19 protein-coding genes and 2 tRNA genes are annotated in these 21,876 nt (G+C 65.3%); 10 read left to right on the top strand and 11 right to left on the bottom strand.

The features are described from left to right. Nucleotides 1-250: 250 nt before the first annotated feature. The 3 genes from N2K98_RS11290 to N2K98_RS11300 form a co-directional block, all read right to left on the bottom strand. Complete coding sequence (locus N2K98_RS11290) at nt 251-1,039, bottom strand: MBL fold metallo-hydrolase (RefSeq protein ID WP_407079984.1); 789 nt, start codon at nt 1,037-1,039, stop codon at nt 251-253. A 7-nt stretch (nt 1,040-1,046) separates the two neighbouring features. After that, the gene (locus tag N2K98_RS11295; RefSeq protein ID WP_255797344.1) at nt 1,047-2,153 is read right to left on the bottom strand and encodes a branched-chain amino acid aminotransferase; all 1,107 of its coding nucleotides are present in this window, start codon (nt 2,151-2,153) and stop codon (nt 1,047-1,049) included. Nucleotides 2,154-2,214: 61 nt separating this feature from the next. Next, complete coding sequence (locus tag N2K98_RS11300) at nt 2,215-3,279, bottom strand: 3-isopropylmalate dehydrogenase (RefSeq protein ID WP_255865253.1); 1,065 nt, start codon at nt 3,277-3,279, stop codon at nt 2,215-2,217. 131 nt (nt 3,280-3,410) lie between these two features. On the opposite strand from N2K98_RS11300, the gene N2K98_RS11305 reads away from it, so the two are divergent. The 6 genes from N2K98_RS11305 (at nt 3,411) to N2K98_RS11330 (ending at nt 9,621) form a co-directional block, all read left to right on the top strand. Beyond that, on the top strand, nt 3,411-4,601 hold the full coding sequence (locus N2K98_RS11305) for a sensor histidine kinase (protein ID WP_255797342.1): 1,191 nt from the start codon (nt 3,411-3,413) through the stop codon (nt 4,599-4,601). A gap of 5 nt (nt 4,602-4,606) precedes the next feature. Next, nucleotides 4,607-5,329, top strand: coding sequence for a response regulator (locus tag N2K98_RS11310; protein WP_255797341.1), 723 nt, complete (start codon nt 4,607-4,609; stop codon nt 5,327-5,329). Nucleotides 5,330-5,333: 4 nt separating this feature from the next. Beyond that, nucleotides 5,334-5,648, top strand: a complete 315-nt coding sequence (locus N2K98_RS11315; RefSeq protein ID WP_255797340.1) for an MmcQ/YjbR family DNA-binding protein — start codon at nt 5,334-5,336, stop codon at nt 5,646-5,648. 68 nt (nt 5,649-5,716) lie between these two features. After that, the gene (locus N2K98_RS11320; protein ID WP_255865252.1) at nt 5,717-6,487 is read left to right on the top strand and encodes an ABC transporter ATP-binding protein; all 771 of its coding nucleotides are present in this window, start codon (nt 5,717-5,719) and stop codon (nt 6,485-6,487) included. 2 nt (nt 6,488-6,489) lie between these two features. Next, entirely contained in the window at nt 6,490-8,997 is a 2,508-nt protein-coding gene (locus tag N2K98_RS11325) for an ABC transporter permease (RefSeq protein WP_255865251.1), read from the top strand. A gap of 111 nt (nt 8,998-9,108) precedes the next feature. Then, a complete protein-coding gene (locus tag N2K98_RS11330; RefSeq protein ID WP_255797337.1) occupies nt 9,109-9,621 on the top strand; it encodes a hypothetical protein in 513 nt (170 codons plus the stop codon). Between the two features lie 60 nt (nt 9,622-9,681). On the opposite strand, the gene metG is transcribed toward N2K98_RS11330, so the two are convergent. The 7 genes from metG to ilvD all read right to left on the bottom strand — a co-directional run bounded on the left by metG (nt 9,682) and on the right by ilvD (nt 19,341). Continuing rightward, a complete protein-coding gene (gene metG / locus N2K98_RS11335) occupies nt 9,682-11,241 on the bottom strand; it encodes a methionine--tRNA ligase (RefSeq protein ID WP_255797336.1) in 1,560 nt (519 codons plus the stop codon). A 9-nt stretch (nt 11,242-11,250) separates the two neighbouring features. Then, nucleotides 11,251-11,985 (bottom strand): hypothetical protein, encoded by a 735-nt coding sequence (locus N2K98_RS11340; protein WP_255865250.1) that lies wholly within the window; start codon nt 11,983-11,985, stop codon nt 11,251-11,253. Between the two features lie 85 nt (nt 11,986-12,070). Next, entirely contained in the window at nt 12,071-13,666 is a 1,596-nt protein-coding gene (serA, locus tag N2K98_RS11345) for a phosphoglycerate dehydrogenase (RefSeq protein WP_255797334.1), read from the bottom strand. A 130-nt stretch (nt 13,667-13,796) separates the two neighbouring features. After that, nucleotides 13,797-14,822, bottom strand: coding sequence for a ketol-acid reductoisomerase (ilvC, locus tag N2K98_RS11350; RefSeq protein WP_255797333.1), 1,026 nt, complete (start codon nt 14,820-14,822; stop codon nt 13,797-13,799). A gap of 48 nt (nt 14,823-14,870) precedes the next feature. Then, a complete protein-coding gene (ilvN, locus tag N2K98_RS11355) occupies nt 14,871-15,383 on the bottom strand; it encodes an acetolactate synthase small subunit (protein WP_227918205.1) in 513 nt (170 codons plus the stop codon). 3 nt (nt 15,384-15,386) lie between these two features. Further along, nucleotides 15,387-17,294, bottom strand: coding sequence for an acetolactate synthase large subunit (locus N2K98_RS11360; RefSeq protein ID WP_255797332.1), 1,908 nt, complete (start codon nt 17,292-17,294; stop codon nt 15,387-15,389). A gap of 343 nt (nt 17,295-17,637) precedes the next feature. After that, nucleotides 17,638-19,341: a dihydroxy-acid dehydratase gene (gene ilvD, locus N2K98_RS11365; protein WP_255797331.1), complete on the bottom strand. Its 1,704-nt coding sequence runs from the start codon at nt 19,339-19,341 to the stop codon at nt 17,638-17,640. A gap of 150 nt (nt 19,342-19,491) precedes the next feature. On the opposite strand from ilvD, the gene N2K98_RS11370 reads away from it, so the two are divergent. After that, entirely contained in the window at nt 19,492-19,977 is a 486-nt protein-coding gene (locus N2K98_RS11370) for a hypothetical protein (RefSeq protein ID WP_255797330.1), read from the top strand. Between the two features lie 11 nt (nt 19,978-19,988). Here N2K98_RS11370 and N2K98_RS11375 read toward each other — a convergent pair whose 3' ends face one another. Then, nucleotides 19,989-20,954 (bottom strand): 2-hydroxyacid dehydrogenase, encoded by a 966-nt coding sequence (locus N2K98_RS11375; protein WP_255865249.1) that lies wholly within the window; start codon nt 20,952-20,954, stop codon nt 19,989-19,991. Nucleotides 20,955-21,078: 124 nt separating this feature from the next. On the opposite strand from N2K98_RS11375, the gene N2K98_RS11380 reads away from it, so the two are divergent. The 3 genes from N2K98_RS11380 to N2K98_RS11390 all read left to right on the top strand — a co-directional run bounded on the left by N2K98_RS11380 (nt 21,079) and on the right by N2K98_RS11390 (nt 21,849). Continuing rightward, the gene (locus N2K98_RS11380; RefSeq protein ID WP_255865248.1) at nt 21,079-21,402 is read left to right on the top strand and encodes a hypothetical protein; all 324 of its coding nucleotides are present in this window, start codon (nt 21,079-21,081) and stop codon (nt 21,400-21,402) included. A 117-nt stretch (nt 21,403-21,519) separates the two neighbouring features. Next, nucleotides 21,520-21,595, top strand: a tRNA-Lys gene (locus tag N2K98_RS11385). Between the two features lie 178 nt (nt 21,596-21,773). After that, nucleotides 21,774-21,849: transfer RNA gene (locus tag N2K98_RS11390), tRNA-Lys, on the top strand. The last annotated feature ends 27 nt before the right edge of the window (nt 21,850-21,876 follow it).

A 21,876-nucleotide genomic window follows, 5' to 3' on the forward strand; every position in this document is an offset into this window, starting at 1 on the left:
CCGCCATGCTCGGGCGCTTTTCCAGCGTCCCGGCCGCGGCGACTCATGCAACTTTACACATCGCTTCCGGTCCTTGCAAACCGGATCGAAGTGATCCGCCGCACAGGCTTCGGGACCCTTTTACTGTCCCCGGCCCTGCAGCCGATATATCCATTCTAGGACCGGGCGGCAGTCTCTACGCAACCCGGCAGGCGGTTTTCCTCGTCACATCCGAAGCCACTGTGCGACTGGCGATAGACGGATGCCTTCGTCAGCTGCCGTTCCGCAGATAGGCAAGCTGGGCGGCCACCGAAAGTTCCGCTGCACGGCGGACGTTCGCCGGCACATCGGAGTAGACCAGGTCAGCGATCTCCCCCGCACCTGCATCCGGGCCGGCTTGTTCCAGGGCTGTCCGGATCTGTTCCAGACGCTCTTCGCGGTGGTCGCGGTAGGTCAGGACCAGGGAACTGAGGTCCGCCTGAACCGGTCCGTGTCCGGGAAGGACCATGGCCGGACCAAGGAGAGAGAGCATATCCAGCGTGTCCAGATAATCGCCTAGGTTTCCGTCCGGGTAGTCCAGCACGGTAGTCCCCCGCCCCAGGATGGTGTCCCCCGTCAGGACGGAACCGTTGGCGCCGTCGTCGGGAAGCCAGAAGCACACCGAATCCGACGTGTGGCCTGGAGTTGCAAGGACCCGGATGTCCACGCCTGCGGCAGAGATCTCTTCATCAGCTGCCAACGGTTTGCCTGAGACGCAGAAAGCGGGATCAAACGCCCGCACCGGAGCTCCGGTCAGTTCGGCGAACCGTCTGCTGGCCTCCGTGTGGTCGGGGTGCCGGTGGGTGATGAGCACCAGCTCCACGGTTCCGGCATCGGCGAGGGCCCGCAGGTGCCCTTCGTCCTGGGGACCAGGGTCCACCACCACCGTGCTTCCGGATCCGGGGGCAGCCACAACGTAGCTGTTGGTGCCGTCCAGCGACATGGGACCCGGGTTCGGCGCCAGCCTTACACGGGTCAGGTCACTGCTGCGGACTACTCCGGATTCCGGAAGCATGGGCATGGTTTTCCTAGGCCAGACGTGTGAGCCAGCCGTGGGTATCCTCCACGGTGCCGGTCTGGATGCCGAGCAGCTGCTCGCGGATGGACATGGTCACTTCTCCGGGCTTGGCATCAGCGGAGCCGATGACCTCGTTCTCCGACTTAAGCTGCCCGATGGGTGTGATGACGGCGGCCGTGCCGCACGCGAACACTTCGGTGATGTCGCCTGAGGCAATGCCCTCGCGCCATTCGTCCAAGGTGATCTTGCGTTCCTGGACGTCCATGCCGCGGTCGCGGCCCAGCTGCAGAACGGACGAGCGGGTAATGCCGTGCAGGATGGTGCCGGACAGGGCCGGCGTGACCAGGCGGCCGTCCTTGAAGACGAAGAAGACGTTCATGCCGCCCAGTTCTTCAACGGCGTTGTCATTGAATTCATCCAGGAACAGCACCTGCTTGCAACCGTTCGCTTCGCCTTCCATCTGGGCAATGAGCGACGCCGCGTAGTTACCGCCGCACTTGGCTTCCCCGGTGCCGCCGCGGCCTGCGCGGGCGTACTTGGTGGAGAGCCAGATGGATACGGGCTTCAGTTCCCCGCCGAAGTAGTTGCCGGCCGGGGAAGCGATGACGCGGTAGGACACCTCACGCGCAGGACGCACGCCGAGGAAGGGCTCGGTGGCAATCATGAACGGGCGCAGGTACAGCGCAGCGCCTTCACCGTCGGGGATCCAGTCCTTGTCCAGTGCCACCAGCTGGCGGATGGACTCCAGGAAGAGTTCCTCGGGCAATTCCGGCAGGGCAAGCCGGCGGGCGGAAAGGTTCAGGCGGGCCGCATTGGCTTCCGGCCGGAAACTCACCACTGAACCGTCTGCATGGCGGTAAACCTTCAGTCCCTCGAAAATCTCCTGGCCGTAGTGCAGCACGCCGGCGGCAGGGTCAATGGAGATGGGACCGTAAGGCTCAATGCGCGCGTTCTGCCACTCCTGCTCACCGGATTCCCCCGCCTTCCAGTCAATGACGGCGGTGTGGTCGGTGAAGTAGTCGCCGAACCCGGGGTTTGCCAGGATGGCTGCACGCTCGGCGGCGGGCTTGGGATGGGTGGAAAGCTCCTGGGAAAATTCCAGTGCGCTGACGGTCATGATTCCTCCACTGTGAACGGCAAAAACCCGTTCTACGACTGCTTATTGGCTATCAACGAGCTTATGACACCGCGGCGGCGATGGCATCGCCGACCTCGGCGGTGGTACGCCGCGTTCCGTCCCGCCCGGAAAGATCCTTTTCCACTGCCCGCTCCACCTTGGCTGCTTCATCGTCAAAGCCCAGGTGCTGCAGCAGCAGGGCCGCCGAGAGGATGGCTGCGGTGGGATCAGCCTTTTGCTGACCGGCAATATCGGGTGCGGACCCGTGGACCGGCTCGAACATGGACGGGAAGGTGCGGTCCATGTTGATGTTGCCTGAGGCCGCCAGGCCGATACCGCCGGTGATTGCAGCCGCCAGGTCCGTGATGATGTCGCCGAACAGGTTGTCGGTGACAATCACGTCGAACCGTGACGGATCGCTCACCATGAAAATGGTGGCGGCGTCTACGTGCAGATAGTCGTGGGTGACCTCGGGGAACTCGTGCGCCACCTTCTCCACCGTGCGCTTCCAGAGCCTGCCGGCGTTCACCAGCACGTTGTGCTTGTGTACCAGGGTGAGGTGACGGCGCGGCCGGGCGGCGGCCCGCTGGAAGGCATCGCGGACGACCCGTTCCACGCCGTAGGCGGTGTTCAGGGATACCTCGGTGGCGATTTCCTGCGGGGTTCCTTCCCGCAGCACTCCCCCGTTGCCGGCGTAGGGACCTTCGGTACCTTCGCGCACCACAATAAAGTCGACGTTGCCGGGGGCAGCGAGCGGGCTGTGCACACCCGGATACAGGCGGGACGGCCGAAGGTTGACGTAGTGGTCCAAGCTGAACCGCAGCTTCAGCAGCAGTTCGCGTTCAATCAGCCCGGACGGGACGAGCGTGTCCCCCGGTGCAGCCCCCACTGCACCGAACAGGATGGCATCGTGTTCCTTGAGTGCTTGCAGGGTGTGCTCCGGAAGCGTCTCCCCGGTTTCCAGCCAGTGCTCGGCTCCCAGCGGGTATTCCGTCAGCTCGAACCGGACGGGGCTGCCGCCGGTGACTGCCAGCAGCACTTTTACTGCTTCGGCGGTGACTTCGGGCCCAATCCCGTCTCCGGGGATGACGGCCAGGGAAATGGTTCGGGGTGTTTCTTCACTCATGCTGCCCATCCTAGGAAACCGGTCCAGATACCGGGCAACCCGTCCCGCATCGTGGACACCCGCGCAGCACCCCGGGAGTTCAGCCCCCAGTATGACGCGCTGACGCCCGAACACCCCTACAGTTGGTTTCCATGCTCGTGCACCGACGACTCTATGCCTGGCTACAGGCGAACCCCGGGAAAGTGAATTTCTGGCAGGCAATCGCTGCCACCCTCATCTTCGCCGTCCCCTTCCTGCTGACGGGAAGAGGGCAATACGTCGAATTCTTCCTGTCTGCGGTCATCTGCATGGCCTTGGGCTGGCGCCGCAGCCACCCGGTGGCGGCAGCTGCCGTCCAGGCTGCTGCCTGCATCCTCCAGCTGTTCCTCGTACCGGTCACCGGCCTGCCCGCTGACATCTTTGTGCTCGTTACCGTGTACTCCCTGGCCGCCTTCGCCCCGCGCTGGGCGAGCCTGGCCGGGCTGGCCCTGGCCGTCGTCGGTGGGGCACTCTTTATTTTCCGCTATTTCCTTTTCCCCGAGCCCGTCCTGCGTGATCCGATGATCAATGCACTCGACCTTGTCGCCATCGAAGCGGTGGTCCTGGTGGCTTGGACGTTCGGTGACCTGACCCGCACCCGGCGGCTGGCCGTGCAGGCGCTCCAGGACCGCGCGCATCGGCTGGAAGTGGAACGCGAACAGGAACGGCAGCTCGCCGCCGCCGATGAACGCAGCCACATCGCGCGCGAAATGCACGACATCGTGGCGCACTCGCTCTCCGTGATCATCACCCAGGCCGACGGTGCCCGGTATGCGAGCGCCGAGGACCCGGAGATCGCACCGAAGACACTGGGCGTCATTGCCGAAACCGGCCGAAGTTCCCTGCGGGAGATGCGCCGCCTGCTTGGCGTATTGCGAGGCGACGAAGCCGCTTCCACCCGCCCCCTCCCGTCCCTCGCCGACATCGAGGAACTGCTGGAATCCGTCAAACGGGGCGGACTGGACACCGCCCTCAGCATCACGGGAACGCCGCGGCGCTCCTTGCCTCCCGGCGCGGAGCTGACCGCCTACCGCGTGATCCAGGAATCCCTCACGAACGTACTCAAACACGCAGGACCGAAGGCGAGCGCGAAGATAGCCCTGCACTGGACTCCTACCGGACTGGAAGTGGGCGTCCTCGACGACGGGCTGGGCGCGGCGTCGGCCCTAAACGACGACGGCGCCGGGCAGGGCATCAAGGGCATGGCCGAGCGGCTGTCCCTCTACGATGGAACGTTGAAGGCCGCCCCTGCGGCCGGCGGAGGATTCCGCGTTGAAGCATTCATTCCCTACACGGAGGCTTAGCACCAGTGCCGGATTCCCCCTGGACGGCAGCGTCCGACCCGTCCACCCAGCCCGCAGCCCCCATCCGGGTACTCCTCGTGGACGACCAGCAGCTGGTGCGCGGCGGTTTCCGGATGCTGATCAATTCCCAGCCGGACCTCAAGGTTGTTGCCGAAGCCGGTAACGGGCGCGAGGCCCTGGCCGCGCTGGCAGCCGTGTCCGCCGACGTCGTACTGATGGACGTGCGTATGCCCGGGATGGACGGCATCGAAGCCACTTCCCGGATTCTGGACTCAAACAACGGCGGCGGACCGAAGGTCGTAGTCCTGACCACCTTCGACCTGGACGAATACGCCCTCACCGCCATCCAGGCGGGGGCCAGCGGTTTCCTGCTGAAGGACGCACCGCCCGAGGAGCTTTTGGAGGCCGTCCGGACCGTGTACCGCGGGGACGCCGTCATTGCACCGTCCACCACGCGCCGCCTGCTGGACCACGTTGCTCCCCTGCTGCGTACGGCCGGTGCCCCGGGCAGCCGGCATGCCGACGCCGTCGCCTCCCTGACCCGGCGCGAACACGAGGTGTTCACCCTGATTGCGCAGGGCCTGTCCAATCCGGAAATCGCGGCGAAGCTGTACCTGTCCGAGGCCACCGTGAAAACCCATGTGGGCCATATCCTGGCCAAGCTGGAGGCCCGGGACCGGGTACAGGCAGTGGTCATTGCCTACGAGACGGGGATCGTCGCACCCTAGGGAGATGGTCACGGTAGACGACGTCCGCTCCATCTGCCTCTCCCTCCCCGGCGTGACAGAACGCCTCAGCTGGAAGCAGCCGGCCTGGTTCGCCCGGACGTTGATGGCCCGGATGTGGGAGGAAGACGTCCTGACGGTCAAAAGCGCCGAACGTGAAGCGCTGGCAGCCCTGCAGCCGGACCTCTTCTATTGGACGCCGCACCACGACCGGTCCCCCTTGCTCCTCCTGGCGAGGCTGGAGCACCTGCCTCCGGATGAACTGTCCGAGCTGCTCCGCGAGTCCTACCGGCTGGCCGGGCCGCTTCCACCCACGGGATGAGACACGGAGGAAAAGGACCCGCCTGCCCTCCGATGTAACCGCATCCACCCCGGCAATACTGTGGCGGTATGACATCACTTGCACAGCATTCCCCTGCGGCGGGCGCCGGAAAACCGCGTCTCGCATCCGCCGCCCAGCTCCTGAACAAGACCTACGGAACCGGTGACACCCGCGTCCACGCCCTGAAGGATGTGGACGTAAGCTTCGAGACCGGCACCTTCACCGCCATCATGGGTCCCTCGGGATCCGGCAAATCCACCCTGATGCACTGCCTGGCAGGCCTGGACACCGCGGACTCGGGCCGTATCTGGATAGGCGGCACCGAAATCACCGGGCTGAAGGACGCCGATCTGACCCGCCTGCGCCGCGACAGCGTGGGATTCGTTTTCCAGTCCTTCAACCTGGTGCCCACGCTGACTGCGGAGCAGAACATTACGCTGCCGGTATCCCTGGCCAACGGCACGGTGGACCGAGAATGGCTGGACTTCATCACGGAGACCCTGGGGCTCCGGGACCGGCTTCGGCACCGTCCCCATGAGCTTTCCGGCGGACAGCAGCAGCGCGTGGCTGTGGCCCGTGCCCTGTTGACCCGCCCGCATGTGCTCTTCGGCGACGAGCCCACCGGCAACCTGGATTCCAAGTCCGGTGCCGAAGTACTCTCGCTCCTTCGACGCTCCACCAAAGAGTTCGGCCAGAGCATCATCATGGTCACGCACGACCCCGTGGCCGCTTCCTATGCGGACCGCGTGGTCCTGATGAACGACGGCGAGCTCGTCGGGGAACTGGCGCAGCCCACCCCCGAGTCCGTGCTCGCCGCCCTCACCCAGCTGGGGGCATAGGCATGCTGCAGGTAGCCCTGGCGCAGGTGCGCCTCAATGCCCGGCGGTTTATCGCCGTTTCCCTGGCGGTGCTGATTGCCGTCGGCTTCCTCACCGCCACCCTCATCATCAATTCCTCGTCCAAGGCCTCACTGACGCAGAGCGTCGGCGAGGCGTACCGGAACGCCGATCTGCTCGTCACCAGCGATATGTACAGCGCGGATGCGGCCGTATTGGACGAAGACACCGCGGCCTTGGTCCGCGACACCCCCGGCGTGGACGGCGTCTACGCCGCCCGGCAGGCGTTCGTCACCTTCGGCGAGGACCGGGACAGCAATTTCGCTGAGCTAAGCAACACCTCCGACTACGCCGGCCTCTTCCCCGTGGAAGTGCTGCAGGGCACGCTGCCCGCTGCGGACAACGAAGTGGCCGTGGACAAGGACACCGCGGAACGCCACGAGCTGGCCGAGGGATCGGTACTGCCCCTCACCGCCTTTATCGATGACCCGACAGGTGAGCAGCATACGGCCGAGCTGACGGTCACGGCTTTGGTGTCCCCGTCCAAGGATCCACGGGCCCTGGGCACTCCGCAGCTGTATTCAACCTCTGCCACGGTGGCAGGGTTCGCCGAGCCGGAGTCCGGTTTCAGGAGTATTCAGGTGGCAGTTGCCGAAGATGCCGCAGTTGAGGACGTCCGCGCGGCACTGCAGCAGGACGTGAGCGGTATGGAGGGTGTGTACGTCCGCACCGCGCAGGAGCAGACAGACGAAATGGTTGCTTCCATGACCGGTGGGGACGATATCCTCACCACCATCCTGCTGGCCTTCGCTGCCGTGGCCCTGCTGGTCTGCGCCCTGGTGGTCTCCAATACCTTCTCGGTGCTGGTGGCCCAGCGCACCCGCGAACTCGCCCTCCTCCGGTGCATCGGCGCCGCCCGCTCGCAGATCCGCCGCTCCGTCATTGTGGAAGCGCTGATCGTGGGCATCGTGGCCTCAGTTGCCGGAGTCCTCGCAGCCGTTGCACTTGTTGGCGGCATTATTGCCTACCTGAAGAACATTCCGGAGAGCGGCTTCGCAACGCTGGCGGTCTCCCCGCTGTCCGTCGTCGCCGGACTGGGTGTCGGCATCGCCCTGACAGTCCTGGCCTCGCTGGTTCCGGCACGCGCCGCCACAGCCGTTGCACCCTTGGCAGCCCTGCGCCCGGCCGACGACGTCCGCGCCGGGACCCGGCGCGGCCGGGTGCGCCTGGGTATCGGCATGGTCTTGCTCGCCGGCGGCGCCGCGCTGCTGGCCTTCGGAGCAGTGAAAGGCAACCTGCTGATTGCCCTGCCCGGCGGCATGCTCAGCTTCGTAGGTGTGCTCATGTGCGCCACCCTCTTTGTTCCGTCCCTGGTACGCACCGTCGGCAGGATCGCTGCGCCGTTGGGTGTGCCGGGCAAACTGGCGGCGCTCAACGCCGTCCGCAACCCCCAGCGCACCTCCGCAACCTCCTCCGCCCTGCTGATCGGCGTCACCCTGGTGACCATGATGATGACCGGCGCTGCAACCGTCCGGACCTCCTTGGACGACGTGCTGGCCGCAGAGTACCCGGTGGACGTCAGCATCGACGGGCCCACCGATGAGTCGCCTTTCACTTCCGCAGACGCAGAAGCTGCACGTGCCGTGCAGGGCGTGCAGGAAGCGGTGCTGGTGCCTACGGCCGGCATGACCGAGACGGAATACGGACCTGACGGTGTGTATGCCCTCGACCCTGCCGACGCCGCGAAGGTACTGCAGGATTCCACCCTTGCGCTGGAGGCCGGCGTTATCCTGATGCCGCAGGGAACCACGGAGAAAACCCTTACGGTTCAGGGGGCATCCAAGACCGTCGAGCTGAAGGTGGTGGTGTCGAGAAGCAGCCAACTGCGTCCGCTGATCAGCACCTCCACTGCCGAAACCCTGGGCGGTATGCCGGCCGCGGCAGAAGACATGTATCCCCCGCAGCCGCAGCTGTGGCTGTCAGTGGTTGACGGCCTGAATACCAACGAGTTGATGGATCTGCGCACCGATCTCGCCGCGGCGGTGGACGTGGACGACTACGCCGTCTCGGGTTCGGCCATTGAGCGGGGGGCTTTTGAGCAGGTCATCAATGTCCTGCTGATGGTGGTCACCGGGCTGCTGGGAGTGGCAGTGGTGATTGCCTTGGTGGGCGTGGCCAACACCCTCTCCCTGTCTGTACTGGAACGCACCCGCGAGTCTTCACTGCTGCGCGCATTGGGCCTGACCCGGGGACAGCTGCGCGGCATGCTTGCACTGGAAGCCTTGCTGATTGCCGGGGTGGCTGCCCTGATGGGCAGCATCCTGGGCTCGCTGTACGGCTGGCTGGGAGCGGAATCCGCGCTGGGTTCCTTTACCACCGTGGCGTTGTCGCTGCCCTGGCTGCAGCTGCTCGCCGTCCTGGCCGTAGCGCTCCTGGCCGGACTCGCTGCCTCGGTGCTGCCTGCCCGCCGCGCGGCACGGCTCTCCCCCGTGGCCGGGCTGGCAGCGGACTAGGTCCTCGCGGTCCGGGCGCCGATCTGCAAGGATACTGAACAGGATGAATTACTAAGCAGGCTGATTTCAGCCGCCACCACGAGATGCATCCGGACAACGTGAGGAGAGCACATGCAGCAGTCCCAGACGGAACACGAATCACTGGCGGCCTACCTTGACGACCATCTGGTCGGGGCAGAGACGGGCGTCCGTCTTTTCACCGCCGCCCAGCGCACCTGGGAGGGGTCGCCCTATGAGGAAACCTTCGCGCGGCTCGCGGAAGAAATTTCGGATGAACGCGACGAACTGGAATCCCTGATCCACGCGCTGGGCTATTCGCGCAGCAAGGTGAAGGCGGCTGCGGCCATGGTCGGAGCCGCGGCCGGCAAGCTGGGTCCGCTGAATCCGCTCAGCACCGGCGGCGGCGCCACGGGACAGCTGGAGCTGGAGTCCCTGCAGTCGCTGGTGCGGATGAAGGAATCCCTGTGGCGGACCCTGCTGGTGCTTTCGGCCAAGGACCACCGGTTCAACACGGCCCGCCTGCAGGAACTTACGGAAACGGCCCGCCGGCAGCAGGAAGACGTAGCCGCCGTAATGGAGCAGACGGCCGCGCAGCGGTTCCTCGGCTCCGCCGAGTCCATCTGACCTGCTCAGTAGAACAAGAACACCCCCGGCAACCTGCCGGGGGTGTTTTGCTGTCGCAGCCTATTCGGCCGGCTCCTCGTACTTCGGGAAGATGGGCGTCGGAGCCGGCAGCTCGGTGCCCGGCACCAGCGGCGCGGCGATCGCACTGAACTGCCGGGCGGCGTCGTCGTCCTGGCCCAGGACCGTGAGCAGCTTAGCCGCGCTGCCCGGCATCACCGGCTGGATCAGGATCGCCACGATGCGCAGCACCTCGAGGGTCACGTAGAGCACGGTGTTCATGCGCTCGACGTCGGTCTTCCGCAGCACCCAGGGTGCCTGATCGGCGAAGTAGGCGTTGGTGTCGCCGAGGACCTTCCACGTGGCTTCCAGTGCACCGTGGAAATCCTGGACGTCGTAGGCCTCACGGGAAACCTGCAGCAGGTTCCCGGCCGCTTCCAGCAGCGCAGTGTCCTCAGGGGTGAACGCCCCGGGCTGCGGTACCGCTGCACCGCAGTTCTTGGCCACCATGGACAGTGAGCGCTGGGCCAGGTTGCCCAGGTTGTTGGCGAGGTCGGAGTTCATCCGGCCGACGACGGCGTCGTGGTTGTACGAGCCGTCCGCGCCGAAGGGCACCTCGCGCAGCAGGAAGAACCGGACCGAGTCCAGGCCGTACTGCTCGGCCCAGGCCTTCGGTGCCACCACGTTGCCCAGCGACTTGGACATCTTGACGCCCTTGTTGTGCAGGAAGCCGTGGATCATGATGCGCTTGGGCAGCTCCAGCTTCGCGGACATCAGGAATGCCGGCCAGAAGATGGCGTGGAAGCGGGAGATGTCCTTGCCGATCACGTGTACATCGGCGGGCCAGTACTTCTTAAAGGCTTCACTGTCCGTATCGGGGAAGCCGACGCCGGTGAGGTAGTTGGTCAGCGCGTCCACCCACACGTACATCACGTGGTCCGGGTTGCCGGGAACCGGGACGCCCCAGTCAAAGGTAGTGCGGGAGATGGAGAGGTCTTCCAGGCCGCCCTTGACGAAGCTGATGACTTCGTTGAACCGCGAGCGCGGCGCAGCGAACTCCGGCTGCGACTCGTACAGGTCCAGCAGCCGGTCCTGGTAGGCGGAGAGGCGGAAGAAGTAGCTCTCCTCCTCCGTCCAGGTCACCTCGGTGTCCGTTTCCTTGGAGTAGCGGACGCCGTCCTCGCGGACCTCGGTTTCGTCTTCGCTGTAGTAGGCCTCGTCCCGGACGGAGTACCAGCCGGAGTACTTGGAGAGGTAGATGTCCCCGTTGTCCTCCATCCGCTTCCAGATGGCCTGGGCCGCGGCGTAGTGGTCCGCATCGGTGGTGCGGATGAACCGGTCATAGGAAGTGCCCATGTCCGCTTCCATCTGCTTGAAGGCGGCGGAGTTGCGGTCCGCGAGTTCCTTGGCGGTAACGCCTTCCTTGTCCGCGGACTGCTGCATCTTCAGGCCGTGCTCGTCCGTGCCCGTCATGAAGAACACGTCGTAGCCGTCCAGCCGCTTGAAGCGGGCCATGGCGTCCGTGGCGATGTGCTCGTAGGCGTGACCGATGTGTGGTTCGCCGTTGGGGTAGGAGATGGCCGTGGTGATGTAGAACGGGGTCTTGGAATCGGAAGAAGTCACATAAGAAAATTACCCTGTTTTAGCGGGACTTGTCGCTTCGGCGCCGGTACGGCGGGCCAGGCCCAGAAGGACGAGGGTGTAGAAAAGGCTAATGGTGCACGCCGTACCGACGAGGCTGCGGTAAGGCACCCAGGAATCCCCCTGCGGCAGGATGACGAACTCGGCCCCGATGCACGCAGCCAGAAGCACCGCAAGGAAAATCTCCACCGCCATCCTGAGCCTGCACTCCCGGTAGCGGCGCAAGAGCAGGAGCCCCAGGGGCAGTAAGGGCATAACCCACACCAGTTCGTTGAACCAGACCGTGGCGATCAGCAAATACCCCGCCGCACCTGTTCCAAGACAGACCAGGACGAATTTCCATCCCTTCGGAAGTCCGCCTGGAACCCCGTAGAGCGCGGTCAACAAGGCCCAGGGCGGCAGCAGCGCCGCCACCAATTCCATAGAGCCGGTCTGTGCCGGGACAAGCCACAGCAGCAGGCCAAGCGGAGCCAGATAAACCGTCAGCCGGATTCCGGCGGCAGGCGGCCGGGCAGGCGCAAAAACCATCAGCCCGGTCAGGACCACTACCAGGGCGAAAACCATCCGGTTGACCAGGACAATTGCGCCTTCGTCGTCCAGCGGCCAAATGAACTGCGTGTTGAGGAAGACGGCCGCATAGGAGCCGATTCCCACCAGCAGCAGGGCGGCCGTGGTCCAGGGCCGTTCGCGGGGTGGCGTTGGCTGCTCCCCAGGGGACTGTGACATGGCACTCAGCATAGCCAGAAGGCCGGCCCCGTTCGGGACCGGCCTTCCCGCTAAACTGCGTTGCCCTGCGGACTGCGAGGTGCTGCTAGTCCTGCAGGTCCACCTCGCGGGCCACGGTGGCGCCGATTTCGAGTTTCAGTGCTTCCAGCACATCCTGCGGCACGGAGGAATCCACGGTCAGCAGGGACAGGGCCTGGCCGCCCTCGGAGTTGCGGGCCACCTGCATGCCGGCAATGTTGATGTCCTTCTCCCCCAGCACCCGGCCCAGTGCGCCGATGACGCCGGGACGGTCCTGGTAGAGCAGCACCACCAGGTGCTCGCTGATGGGGATTTCGAGGTCGTACCCGTTCACGCCCACGAGCTTCTGGATCTGCTTGGGGCCGGTAAGTGTGCCGGCCACTTCCAGCCGGGTGCCGTCGGACAGGGCGCCGCGGATGGTCAGCAGGTTGCGGTAGTCGTCCACGTCCGGGGTGGTCAGCAACCGGACCTCGATGCCGCGCTGTTCGGCGAGGACCGGAGCGTTCACGTAGGAAACCTGCTCGGACACGATATCGGTGAAGATGCCCTTCAGCGCCGCCAGTTCCAGTGCCTTCACATCGAGGGCAGCGATTTCTCCGGCTACTTCGATGTCGATGGCGGTCACGGAATCCGAGGCCAGGGCGGTGAAGATCCGGCCGAGCTTTTCGATCAGCGGGATGCCCGGGCGGACGTCTTCGGCGATGACTCCGCCGGCCACGTTCACGGCGTCGGGCACCAGTTCTCCGGCCAACGCCAGACGGACGGACTTCGCCACCGAGATGCCGGCCTTTTCCTGCGCTTCGGCGGTGGAGGCGCCCAGGTGCGGGGTGACCACCACGTTGTCCAGCGCGAAGAAGGGCAGGTCGGTGCTGGGTTCCTTGACGAACACGTCGACGCCGGCGCCGGCGATCTTTCCTGCCTGCAGTGCCTCGAACAGGGCTGCTTCATCCACGAGGCCGCCGCGCGCCACGTTCACCACGTAGGCGGTGTCCTTCATCTTTTCGAATGCCTCGGCGCCGAGCATGCCCAGGGTTTCGGGGGTCTTGGGCATGTGGATGGTGACGAAGTCGGACTCGGCGAGCAGTTCGTCGAGGGACACCAGCCGGACATTCAGCTGGGCGGCACGTGCGGAGGTGACATACGGGTCATAGGCGAGGATCTCGGTGCCGAAACCCTGCATCCGGGCGGCCACCAGTGCGCCGATACGGCCCAGTCCGATGATGCCGATCTTCTTTTCGAACAGTTCGGTGCCGCTGTACTTGGAACGCTTCCACTCGCCGTTCTTCAGGGCGGCGCTGGCCTGAGGGATGTTCCGGGCCAGGGACACGATGTGCCCCACCGTAAGTTCCGCCGCAGAGATGATGTTCGACGTCGGCGCGTTGACCACCATCACGCCGGCCTGCGTGGCGGCCTTGATATCCACGTTGTCCAGGCCCACGCCCGCCCGGGCAATCACCTTGAGGTTCCTGGCGGCGGCGATCGCCTCGGCGTCCACCTGCGTGGCGGAACGCACGAGGATGGCGTCGACGTCGGCAATCGCGGACAGGAGCTGGGAGCGGTCGGCGCCGTCGGTGGTCCGGATGTCGAAATCGGGGCCCAGGGCCTCGACGGTGGCGGGCGAGAGTTCCTCCGCAAGGAGTACGACTGGTTTGGTGGCAGACACCGGTGACCTCTTTACACTTGGAATATTTCTTTGCACTGGAAGAGTTGCTGGGTTTTCACGCAGGAGGCCGGACCCGTGGGGCCCGGCCTCCTTGCCGATTTGGCCTGCTTTTCGAGCTTAGCGCGCAGGGCTAGCGGGCTACCGAACCCTCGGTGTAATCGTCGTCGTTCTTGATCCAGGAGAAGAGCTTGCGCAGTTCGCGGCCGGTGGATTCGATGGGGTGGTCCTCGCCCTTCTTGCGCAGGGCCTTGAACTCGGGAGCGCCGGCGTCCTGGTCATCGATGAAGCGCTTGGCGAAGGCACCGTTCTGGATGTCCGCGAGGACGGCCTTCATGTTTTCCTTCACGTGCTCGTCGATGACACGCGGGCCGGAGACGTAGTCGCCGTATTCGGCTGTGTCGGAGACGCTCCAGCGCTGCTTGGCGATGCCGCCTTCCACCATCAGGTCCACAATCAGCTTCAGTTCGTGCAGCACCTCGAAGTACGCGACCTCCGGCTGGTAGCCGGCCTCGGTCAGGGTTTCGAAGCCGTACTGGATCAGCTGCGACGCGCCGCCGCAGAGCACTGCCTGCTCGCCGAAGAGGTCCGTTTCCGTTTCTTCGGTGAAGGTGGTTTCGATGACACCGGCTCGGGTGCCGCCGATGGCCTTGGCGTAGGACAGGGCCAGTTCCTTGGCGGTTCCGGAGGGGTTCTGCTCGACGGCGATCAGGTCCGGGACGCCGCGTCCGGCTTCGAATTCGCGGCGCACAATGTGGCCCGGGCCCTTGGGTGCCACGAGCGCGACGTCGACGTCGGCCGGCGGCTGGATGTAGCCGTAGCGGATGTTGAAGCCGTGGCCGAAGAACAGGGCGTCGCCGGCCTGCAGGTTCGGGGCGATTTCCTCCGCGTAGACGAACCGCTGCACCTGGTCAGGCGTAAGCACCATGATCAGGTCCGCTTCGGCGACGGCGTCCGCCACGTTCAGCACGCGCAGGCCCTCGGCCTCGGCCTTGGCACGCGAGGCGGAACCTTCCTTGAGGCCCACGCGGACGTCCACACCGGAGTCGCGCAGGCTGAGGGCGTGGGCGTGGCCCTGGCTTCCGTAGCCGATGACGGCGACGGTACGGCCCTGGATGATCGACAGGTCAGCGTCGTCGTCGTAATACATGTCAGTCACTTTGGTTATCTCCTACTGGTTTCTAAGGACAAGGGTCTGTGGTGGAACTCAGGCGCTGCGCAGCGCGCGGTCGCTCATGGATTTTGAGCCGCGTGCAACGGCGAGGGTTCCGGATTGGACTATTTCGCGGATGCCGAAGGGCTCGAGCACCGAGAGCAGTGCGTTGAGCTTGTCGGCGGTGCCTGTTGCCTCGACGATGAGCGAGTCGGTGGAGACGTCCACTATCGAGGCGCGGAACAGCTCGGCTGCCTGGGTTACCTGCAGCCGGGTTGCGGCATCCGCGCGGACCTTGACCAGGATGTGGTCCCGCTGCACGGAAGAATCTGGAACCAGCTCGACAATCTTGATGACGTTGATGAGCTTGTTCAGCTGTTTGGTGACCTGCTCGAGCAGGTCACCTTCGGCGTCGACCACCACGGTGATGCGGGACATGCCCGGCACCTCCGACGGGCCCACGGCGAGGGAATTGATGTTGAATGCCCGGCGGGCGAACAACGAGGCGACCCGGGTCAGCACGCCGGGAACATCTTCTACCAGCACGGAAAGGGTGTGGCGGGCCATCTCCTAGTCCTCCTCTTCCCAGGTGGGAGTCATGTTGCGGGCAATCTGGATCAGGTCATTGCTGACCCCGGTGGGGACCATCGGCCACACCATCGAGTCGCGGCTGACCACGAAGTCAATCACGACGGGGCGGTCATTGATCTCCAGCGCCTGCGCGATGGTCGCGTCGATATCCTCGTCGCGTTCGCAGCGCAGGCCCACGCAGCCGTACGCCTCGGCCAGCTTGACGAAGTCCGGGATCCGCACGGTGTCATGCCCGGTGTTCAGGTCCGTGTTGGAGTAGCGGGACTCGTAGAAGAGGGTCTGCCACTGCCGGACCATGCCCAGGGAGGAGTTGTTGATGATGGCGACCTTGATCGGGATGTTGTTGATCAGGCAGGTGGCCAGTTCCTGGTTGGTCATCTGGAAGCAGCCGTCGCCGTCGATGGCCCAGACCACCCGGTCCGGTGCGCCCACCTTCGCGCCCATGGCTGCCGGCACCGAATAGCCCATGGTGCCCAGGCCGCCGGAGTTCAGCCATGCCCGGGGGCGCTCGTACTTGATGAACTGCGCGGACCACATCTGGTGCTGGCCCACGCCGGCCACATAGACGCCTTCGGGGCCGGTCATCGCACCGATGCGTTCGATGACTTTCTGCGGGGCAATCAGTCCGTCTTCGGGAGTGGTGTAACCGATCGGGTAGGTTTCGCGCAGCCGGTCCAGCACGGCCCACCAGGCCGAGATGTCGGGTTTCGCGGTTTCGAACTGTCCGCGCACGGCGTCGGCCAGTTCGGGGATGATTTCCTTCACCGAGCCGACGATCGGCACATCCGCCGGCCGGTTCTTGGAGATCTCTGCCGGGTCGATGTCCGCATGGATGACCTTGGCACCGGGTGCGAAGGAGCTCAGCACCCCGGTGACCCGGTCATCGAAGCGGGCGCCGAGGGTGATCAGCAGGTCCGACTGCTGCAGGGCGGTCACGGCCGAAACCGACCCGTGCATCCCCGGCATGCCGACGTGCAGTTCGTGTGAATCGGGGAAAACGCCGCGGGCCATCAAGGTGGTGACCACCGGGGCGCCCACCAGTTCGGCCAGTTCGAGCAGCTCTGCCGAGGCGTTGGCCTTGAGCACACCGCCGCCCACGTAGAACACGGGCCGCTGCGAGGCGGCAATCAGGCGGGCAGCCTCGCGCACCTGCTTGGAATGTCCCCGGACCACCGTCCGGTAGCCCTGCAGATCGATCTTCGGCGGCCAGGAGAAGGTGGTTTTCGCCTGCTGCGCATCCTTGGCAATGTCCACGAGGACCGGACCGGGACGGCCCGACGTCGCAATGTGGAAGGCTTCGGCCAGCACGCGGGGAATATCGGCCGCGTCCGTCACCAGGTAGGAGTGCTTGGTGATGGGCATCGTGATGCCCACGATGTCGGCTTCCTGGAAGGCGTCGGAGCCGATGAACGCGCTGGAGACCTGCCCGGTGATGGCGACCATCGGAACCGAGTCCATGTGCGCGTCGGCAATGGCGGTGACGAGGTTGGTGGCCCCGGGGCCGGACGTCACGATGCAGACGCCGGCGCGTCCGGTCACCATGGCGTAGCCTTCGGCCGCGTGACCGGCGCCCTGTTCGTGGCGGACCAGGATGTGCCGGATCTTCGTGGAATCCATGAGCGGGTCATAGGTGGGCAGGATGGCGCCGCCAGGCAGTCCGAAGACTTCGTCGACGCCGAGTTCCTCGAGCGAACGGACGATGGCCTGGGAACCGGTCATCTCGGTGGGCGGAACAGTGTTGTTGGGCCCCTGGATGCGCTCATCCGCGGCTTCCGGATGCGCAGACACGGAACTGGCTACGTCTTTGGTCTTGGCTGCCGCGGCGCGTGCAGCGGCATTTGCCTTCGAGGCCATCAGCGAAGGGCTGATTGGCGATCCCTTACTCATCGGAACTTCCTTTGCGGATGCTAATCCATGGTCAATGCGGTCATGCGACGGCCGTCCCGGGTTGTGCCCGGTACGGCTTCTGTGTTCAGCGAAGCCAAAACTGGCGATGCCAATAAAAAAACCCCTCGTGCCTGTTGGCTCCGTAGGGGTTCGCGCGTGACGTCTTAGACAAGTCGGGCTGTTACGCCACGCGCTTGATAAGGACGACGGGTACGATCTGCATACCGTTCAGTCTTGCGTTCCCCTACGGGGGTGTCAATCATATGAGACGTCCGTCTCACTATCTGGACCTAGCGTGCCCCAAGCGGAAGGCACTCCGATGCCTTCCGCTTGGGGCAGGGTTTCAACCGCAGTAGGCCCCCGTGGACGCGGAGTTCACCATCTTGGCGTACTTGGCCAGGACACCCTTGGTGAACTTCCCGGGCAGCGGCTGCCAGCCGACCTTGCGGGCTTCGAGCTCGTCCGGGTCCACCAGCAGGTCGAAGCTGCGGGCAGCAATGTCCACCCGGATCCGGTCGCCGTCCTTCACGAAGGCGATGGGGCCGCCGTCGACCGCTTCGGGTGCCACATGGCCGATGCACAGGCCCGTGGTGCCGCCGGAGAAGCGGCCGTCGGTCAGCAGCAGGACATCCTTGCCCAGGCCCGCACCCTTGATGGCGCCGGTGATGGCGAGCATTTCGCGCATGCCCGGTCCGCCCTTGGGGCCCTCGTAGCGGATGACGACGACGTCGCCGGCGTGGATTTCTCCGGCATTCAAGGCGTCAAGGGCACCCTGTTCACGCTCGAAGACGCGTGCGGTGCCTTCGAACACGTCGGCGTCGAACCCTGCGCTCTTGACCACGGCGCCTTCCGGAGCCATGGACCCCTTCAGGACGGTGATGCCGCCGGTCTTGTGGATGGGGTTGTCCATGGCTCGCAGGACTTTCCCGTCCGGATCCGGCGGGTTTATGGCCGCGAGGTTCTCCGCGACGGTCTTGCCCGTGACCGTGAGGCAGTCGCCGTGGATCAGGCCGGCGTCGAGCAGTGCCTTCATGATCACGGGCACGCCGCCGATCTTGTCGACGTCGAACATGACGTACCGGCCGAACGGCTTCAGGTCGCCCAGGTGCGGAATGGTGTCGCCGATCCGGTTGAAGTCCTCGAGGGTGAGGTCCACTTCCGCTTCGCGGGCGATGGCCAGCAGGTGCAGCACGGCGTTGGTCGAGCCGCCGAAGGCCATGGTGACGGCGATGGCGTTTTCGAAGGCTTTCTTGGTCATGATGTCGCGGGCGGTGATGCCCTTGCGCAGCAGGTTGACCACTGCTTCGCCGGACTTGCGGGCAAACTCGTCGCGGCGCCGGTCCGCGGAGGGCGGCGCGGCCGAACCGGGAAGGGACATGCCCAGTGCCTCGCCGATGCAGGCCATGGTGTTGGCGGTGTACATCCCGCCGCAGGCACCTTCACCGGGACAGATGGCCCGTTCAATGGAGTCGAGGTCCTTCAGGCTCATCTTGCCTGCGGCGCAGGCACCCACTGCTTCGAAGGCGTCAATCAGGGTGACTTCCCGCTCGCTGCCGTCCTCCATCTTGGCGAAGCCGGGCATGATCGAGCCGGCGTAGAGGAAGACGCTGGAAAGGTCCAGCCGTGCTGCGGCCATCAGCATGCCGGGCAGGGACTTGTCGCAGCCGGCAAGCAGCACGGAGCCGTCCAGGCGTTCGGCCATCATCACCGTTTCCACCGAGTCCGCTATGACCTCGCGGGACACCAGGGAGAAGTGCATGCCTTCGTGGCCCATGGAAATACCGTCCGAGACGGAAATGGTGCCGAACTGCATGGGAAAGCCGCCGCCCGCATGGATGCCTTCCTTGGCGCCGGTGGCGAGGCGGTTCAGGGAAAGGTTGCAGGGAGTGATCTCGTTCCAGGAACTGGCGACGCCGATCTGCGGCTTGGCGAAGTCGTCGTCGCCCATGCCTATGGCACGGAACATACCGCGGGCAGGTGCCGCGTGTATGCCGTCCGTAACGACTCGGCTGCGGGGTTTGATGTCCGGTGTGTTGTCCACGCTCATGGGTAGATCGTAGGACCTAAGCCCGCCGGGGTGGGCTCTGTGACGGACATTGGCAACTGTTGTTACGGCCTGTGAACGGCAGATGAAGATCAGAGGCAGGGGCCCGTACGGGCTTCCCGAATAGGGGGACGGTGTTCATAGACTGGGGGTATGACATCGGATACAGGGTCCACGGATCCGGGCGTACATACTGCAGACACGGATACTGCAGACCCAGGAACCCCCGCCAGTGACCAGCTGAAGCGGGTGCTGCGCCGGGTCTTCGAATCCCAGATTCCCAATTACGGTGACTACAACCTGGTGCTGGCCACGCCGGGGCTCGACGGAGAAACGGGTTTTTATGTGCTGGGCTACCGGTGGCGTCCGGCGGAGGTTGTGTTCGCTCCGTTCGACGTCGATACCCTCGCCGGGCTGGAAGCGCCCACTTCGGTGAACACCACCAATCTCAGCCACACCGACGAGCTGGACACGGACGCGTACGAGGTGGGCACGAGCACCGGGCGGGTCTTCCAGTTTGCCGTGGAAGCGCAGGCTGCTCTGCCGGCCACGGCTTCAGCGGGCGAGCGCCTGCTGGAGCAGTCCGCCGACTGGGAAGATTTCCGCTCCTTCGTGGACTCCTACCTGGAACTGGCCTGACACAGGTCCGCCTACCCCCACGGGCCGGGGCGGACGAGGTTCAGCGGTTCCTTTCCTGCTGCCAGCCGCTGCACCTGCTTGCGCAGCAGGGCCTTGATCCGGGGCTCGAACGCGGCGGTGTTTCCGCCCCAGTGAGGAGTGATGATTGCCCCCGGCGCCTGCCGCAGCGGATGCTCCGCCGGCAGGGGTTCCGGGTCGAAGACGTCAAGAGCGGCCCGCAGCCGGCCGGACACCACTTCCTTGGTGAGGGCCTCACTGTCCACCACGGCACCGCGGGCAACATTGACTACCAGCGCCCCGTCCGGCAGGGCAGCGAGCACGCGGGCGTCGATGAGGTGGCGGGTCTGCTCGTTCAGCGGCGTGATGACCACCAGGATCTCGGCCGTGGCCGCCAGTTCGGCCAGCTCGTCCGTACCGTGCACGGCGCCGTCGTCATCCGTCCGGGCGGTGCTGCCCACCCGGGTGAGTTCGACGTCGAACGGGTGTAGCCGTGCGGCAATCTCCCGGCCGATGCCGCCGACCCCCACGAGGAGCACGCGGCGGTCCGCCAGCCCCGGATACCGGATCGATTCCCACCGGCCCTCATGCTGGGCGCTGAGCGCGGTATCGATCCCCCGCTGCGCGGACAGGATCAGGGTAAGGGCCATCTCGGCCGTCGCGGCAGCATGGACGCCCGCGGCGCTGGCGATGGCTGTCCCCTCGCCGACCAGATCGGGCAGTCCGTCGTAGCCCGTCGACTGCGCCTGCAGGAGCAGCAGGTCAGGCACCCGGTCCAGCGCGTCTGCGTAGTCGGATCCGTTGGCGTAGGGAAGCACCACCGCATCGATCTCTCCGTACGCCACCCCCTCGGGCTCACCGACCAGGTCCCAGACGGCGGCCTTCATGCCGTCGGGCAGCGGCTGCAGGGCTTCGAGAAGTTCGGGCGTGGGCACGGTCAGGGTGCGCACCGGGACATTGCGGGATTCAGTGTCGGCCATGCCAGCCAGCGTAACGGGTGTCACTGCGGGAGCGGGACGGTGGCCGGGGTCCTTCGCTATGGACAGCGGCAGGTGCCGGCCGTAACGTGAAAAACGTGCCTTCCGACGATCAAAGGAGGCCGTTGTGGCCCGGAAATCTTTTCTCTTCACAGCCCTCGGGGTTGGGTCCGTCGCGGCTGCCTGGGCCGCCTGGACGGTGGATCGGATGCTGGTCCACGGTGCGGTGAGGACCGCTGCGGGTATCGACACCGCCGGCGTGCCGGACCCGGACCTGCCGGTTACTCCGGTTCCCGGCGATGCCGTTACTACAGTGACCACCGGGGACCCGGCGTCGAACCTGCCCGCCCGGACGTGGGTGGTGGACAGCAGCGGTGCCTGGGACGGGAATCCGGGCGAATTGGTGGTCCTCCCCCATCCAGGCGGGACGCCGGAGCGGAACGCAACGTGAGAAGGGGCACAAAAGCCGCCGGGATTTCGTTCTCCGGCGGAACTGCTGGTAGTGTTTCATGTCGTTGCTGATGCGGACTGCGGAAGAAATGCCGCCGGTTTCCATCACCTCGAATACGCACCTCTAGCTCAATTGGCAGAGCAATTGACTCTTAATCAATGGGTTCCGGGTTCAAGTCCCGGGGGGTGCACCAACTACCCCGTCCGATCAGGCTCCACGCCTGGCCGGGCGGGGTTTTTTGTTGCCCGGGGCCGGCCGGGACAGCCCTGCAGGCCGGATTTCACGGACACTGTTCCCACGTGGTAATGTTTCATGTCGTTGCGGAGAACGAACCGCGCCTCACGGCGAAGGTCTTCCTTCCAACAAAGTGCGCACCTCTAGCTCAATTGGCAGAGCAATTGACTCTTAATCAATGGGTTCCGGGTTCAAGTCCCGGGGGGTGCACCAACGAAAACCCCGTCTGACCAGGCATTG

The organism is Arthrobacter jinronghuae, assembly GCF_025244825.1.
Lineage (GTDB): Bacteria > Actinomycetota > Actinomycetes > Actinomycetales > Micrococcaceae > Arthrobacter_B > Arthrobacter_B jinronghuae.

Coding starts and splice junctions, on each gene's coding strand:
- N2K98_RS11290 (WP_407079984.1), bottom strand. CDS start 1,039: ATGCCCATGCTTCCGGAATCCGGAGTAGTCCGCAGCAGTGACCTGACC.
- N2K98_RS11295 (WP_255797344.1), bottom strand. CDS start 2,153: ATGACCGTCAGCGCACTGGAATTTTCCCAGGAGCTTTCCACCCATCCC.
- N2K98_RS11300 (WP_255865253.1), bottom strand. CDS start 3,279: ATGAGTGAAGAAACACCCCGAACCATTTCCCTGGCCGTCATCCCCGGA.
- N2K98_RS11305 (WP_255797342.1), top strand. CDS start 3,411: ATGCTCGTGCACCGACGACTCTATGCCTGGCTACAGGCGAACCCCGGG.
- N2K98_RS11315 (WP_255797340.1), top strand. CDS start 5,334: ATGGTCACGGTAGACGACGTCCGCTCCATCTGCCTCTCCCTCCCCGGC.
- N2K98_RS11320 (WP_255865252.1), top strand. CDS start 5,717: ATGACATCACTTGCACAGCATTCCCCTGCGGCGGGCGCCGGAAAACCG.
- N2K98_RS11325 (WP_255865251.1), top strand. CDS start 6,490: ATGCTGCAGGTAGCCCTGGCGCAGGTGCGCCTCAATGCCCGGCGGTTT.
- N2K98_RS11330 (WP_255797337.1), top strand. CDS start 9,109: ATGCAGCAGTCCCAGACGGAACACGAATCACTGGCGGCCTACCTTGAC.
- N2K98_RS11340 (WP_255865250.1), bottom strand. CDS start 11,985: ATGTCACAGTCCCCTGGGGAGCAGCCAACGCCACCCCGCGAACGGCCC.
- ilvN (WP_227918205.1), bottom strand. CDS start 15,383: ATGGCCCGCCACACCCTTTCCGTGCTGGTAGAAGATGTTCCCGGCGTG.
- N2K98_RS11360 (WP_255797332.1), bottom strand. CDS start 17,294: ATGAGTAAGGGATCGCCAATCAGCCCTTCGCTGATGGCCTCGAAGGCA.
- ilvD (WP_255797331.1), bottom strand. CDS start 19,341: ATGAGCGTGGACAACACACCGGACATCAAACCCCGCAGCCGAGTCGTT.
- N2K98_RS11370 (WP_255797330.1), top strand. CDS start 19,492: ATGACATCGGATACAGGGTCCACGGATCCGGGCGTACATACTGCAGAC.
- N2K98_RS11375 (WP_255865249.1), bottom strand. CDS start 20,954: ATGGCCGACACTGAATCCCGCAATGTCCCGGTGCGCACCCTGACCGTG.